The sequence below is a fragment of the Caballeronia udeis genome (assembly GCF_044909315.1).
Taxonomy (GTDB): domain Bacteria; phylum Pseudomonadota; class Gammaproteobacteria; order Burkholderiales; family Burkholderiaceae; genus Caballeronia; species Caballeronia udeis_A.
Window position 1 is genome coordinate 1 of record NZ_JBIYEB010000077.1, and the last position, 3,343, is coordinate 3,343.

The following is a 3,343-nucleotide window of genomic DNA, read 5'->3' on the forward strand; positions in this document are numbered from 1 at the left end:
CTAGAGTCATTTCCAGCTTGCGGCGTTCTCGCAATCGCGGTGCGTACGCGGGTGTCGTCACGAATCTGGCGCAGGCCAGGTACATGTCGCACTCGCACGGCCCCTCGGCTGGCAAACGCAGACAGTGACCCAGTTCCAGTTCGGTCTTGAAGAAATTGCACTTCAACCAGTCGACTGAAGTCTTCGGCAAGGCACCACTACGGAGCTGCTCCGCTGCCGGGCCTGCAATGATCGAACCGGGTTCCAGAACGGACTTGTAGTCACGAAGTACCTCGCGATCGCTGATCTGAGCGTAGACGAGTGACATCGCCGGACTGCGATGTCCCAGAATGCTCATGATCGTATGCAGCTTCGCTCCTCGCTCGGCCAGTTGCGTGCCGACCGTGTGGCGGAAGCGGTGAGGGCTGACGGTTCGGCAACCGTTCTCGTCGACAAGGCCGGCGGCTTCGCAAGCGCGCTTCAACGAGACCTGGAAGAGGTACGCACACGAGAGCAGTCTGCCATGTGCCATGAAGACGTAGCGCGTTGGCGCTCCAGTCAGCTCGTCCGTGAGGGCCCGCTCGCGTCCCCGATCCCGGTGAGCAATCAGTTCCCGGAGTTCCGTTGCCGCCTCTTCGTGCAACGGTACAACGCGTTCGTGGTAGGTCTTGCCAGCGGGCAACCGCAGGCGAGGTGTTCCGTCGGGATAGCTATCGAGGCAGTCAATTGACAGTCGCTGAATCTCTCCCTTTCGAGCTCCGGTCCAGCGGGCGACAAGTAACGCGGTACGCTGATACGGACACTCGAGATTGCCGACCGCGACCATCAGGCGCGCAAGCTCATCGGCTGGAATGAATCGCGGCACACGCACCGGTATCTTCGGGATATCCCCGATACCCAAGAGCGGTCGGCACGGCGTGTCATCCCACTCCCATGCGGCGGTGTTGCGAAAGAATTGTGATAGCGCGGAAACATGTCCGCGCCGAGCCAGGGGTCCCAACGGCTGACCCGTTCGCGGGGTTGGCTGCTCCGATAGCACAACGAGATAGTGCAGGACATCGTCTCGTGTGACCTGCGCAAAGCTTGGAATTGCAGGCCGATTGTCGTTCAGCCACACCATGAATCGATATAGGGCGAGCTCGAACCGCTTAACGCTTAGCGGACGATCCGTAGTGCTGCGTGCCACCAGCCAGCGGTCCACAACCTCCTGCATGCGGGGAAGCACGGACTTTCGTTCCTTGATACTGCGCATGAACTTCTTCGGTGGGGTATCCAGTTGCCCACGATGGAACAGCAGCAACTCGAGCTGATTCACACGCAGCGTCCAACTCTTACGGAACGCCTCGAAGTTGCGCGACGCGCTCGGATAGAACGCCACAAGATCGCGACTGGCCAGAAATGCCGCTACCGCTTCGCGCAGCCCTTGCACGTGGTCACCATTGAGCCTGGATGCGTCAAGGCATCCCGTGTGCAGCATCACGCGACTCACCGCCCAGCGCACTGTTGCGTCCATGCCAATCTTGCCAAAGCCGAGTCGTTGGGCATCGGCCCGCAGGGCGCCAATGCCCAAGTCGATGCCCATCTGACCTGCGACCTCTGGAACGAACAAGGGACTGCTAGCCAATAACCAGGGGTAATCGAATTGCACGAAGCCGCGAAGTCCCAGGAACAGAAGATACGGTCTGGCGATATGCGAAAGCTGTGCATCGAGCCCATATTGTTCTCTCGCCGACACGTTGCCGACACGGACGGTCAACGGCTCGGCGAACCACGCTTGAAGATCGGGCCAACGCCGCATGAAGCGGCGCATCTCGTTGAGCCTGCTAGCGCCCAACTTCATTGAGCCACGAAGCGAGCTGGCAAACCCGGCATATTCCTGCTCGGGACAATGCGCGTTTGCTCGAGGCGGTATGTGAATTGGGGCGGCTTTGAAGTTTCGCGATCGCGGCATGGCCGTTAGCTCGCTACGTTGGGCATCGTGATGTCAGTCACGGATTCGACCTGATCAAGGCCCAGCGCCCGCCGGTAGTCGGCTACGACCTGCCGATCGGATATGCGGGTATAGATGCGCGTTGACTCGGGAGACGCATGGCCGAGCCGCTTCTGAAGCGTCAGCTCGCGCATGCCCGCCTCCCACATCAGGGTGGCATGGGTGTGCCGCAGGCTGTGCGGCGTCACCCAGGGCTCACGGATTCTGGCCCGCTCACAGGCGCGCGTAAAGAGCTTGAACAGGGCGGGATAGCCGGGCGGCTCCAGCCGCCGTCTGCCGGCGCCGCCGACGAGAAACACGAACGGACTGTCCCCGTCGTTGGGCCTTTCGGTCATGACGTAGGTGCTCACTGCTTCCAGCGTTGCGGGATCGTGCAGATCCACGACACGCTCGAAGCGCGACTTGGCACGCACGCCCTTCGGATGATCGTTGCGATATCTCACTACCATTCGACGTTGGCCGTAGCGGATGTCTTCGAGATGCAGGCATAGCGCTTCCCCTGGCCGTAACCCTCCATCAAGCATCAGACGCACGATCGCGCGATCACGAGCGCAATGCAGTTCCGCAAAAAGGGCATCAATCTGTTGTTCTGACATCGGGCGAGGCAGCCGGTCCACGGTCTTTACGGAAACGCGCCGTCGTAACGGTCGCTGGCGGCTCGCGCCATCCATGAACGGACGATGCCGGTTGGTCGCGCGCGCCTGTTGATGGTCACACGTCTTCTCGAGCGGGTTACCGCTGTCGAGTTGAGCTGACAGGATCGCGAAATCATAGAATGACGAGACAGCGGCGAGTATCCTGTTGACCGTCGTCGCGGCCAGTTGTGCCATCGGCTGGCCGTCGATGACCAGCGCCTCGGCGATCGACCGTCGGCGGGGTGACAGCGGAATCCTAAGCGATCTCAGATAGCCAAGGAATTCGACGGTATGCCACACCTTGAACTCGCGCCAATCCAGATGCTGCTGCGCGAGGAAGCGCCACAGATGCTGCAGGTCGTGGGCATACGCAACCAGTGTGTTCGGCGAGCAGTTTCGTGCCGCCAGATGTCGCAGGTAGGTGTTGACGGCGGCGACAGGTTCGCCAGCGTCATTCAATAGCTCGACAGTTCTCTGCCCGCCTGGCAGAAGTGCGTTGCGAACGGCCATGGCTGTCTCCTTTCGGGCAACCTGTCGGCTCCCGACCATTGACGGAGTGTCGACGCCTGATACCTTGCCCCCGTGACCACGGGGAATCTGTCGAAGACGTCACCCGGCTGGCAGGCCCGCTCCGGGCTACGCCCTGCGCGGGCCTGCCAGCCAAACGGTCATCCTGTTGTTTGCTGTATGCCTCATTCCGGTGGCGGAATGATGACAATGTCCATGTAACAACAAACCC

General features: G+C 61.0%; 2 protein-coding genes. Both read right to left on the reverse strand.

The genetic code is table 11. The features are described from left to right. A partial coding sequence (locus ABH944_RS44455; RefSeq protein ID WP_404615794.1) for a tyrosine-type recombinase/integrase occupies positions 1 to 1,819 on the reverse strand: 1,819 nt, incomplete at its 3' end. 116 nt (positions 1,820 to 1,935) lie between these two features. Then, a complete protein-coding gene (locus tag ABH944_RS44460; protein WP_404615796.1) occupies positions 1,936 to 3,114 on the reverse strand; it encodes a tyrosine-type recombinase/integrase in 1,179 nt (392 codons plus the stop codon). Between the last annotated feature and the right edge of the window lie 229 nt (positions 3,115 to 3,343).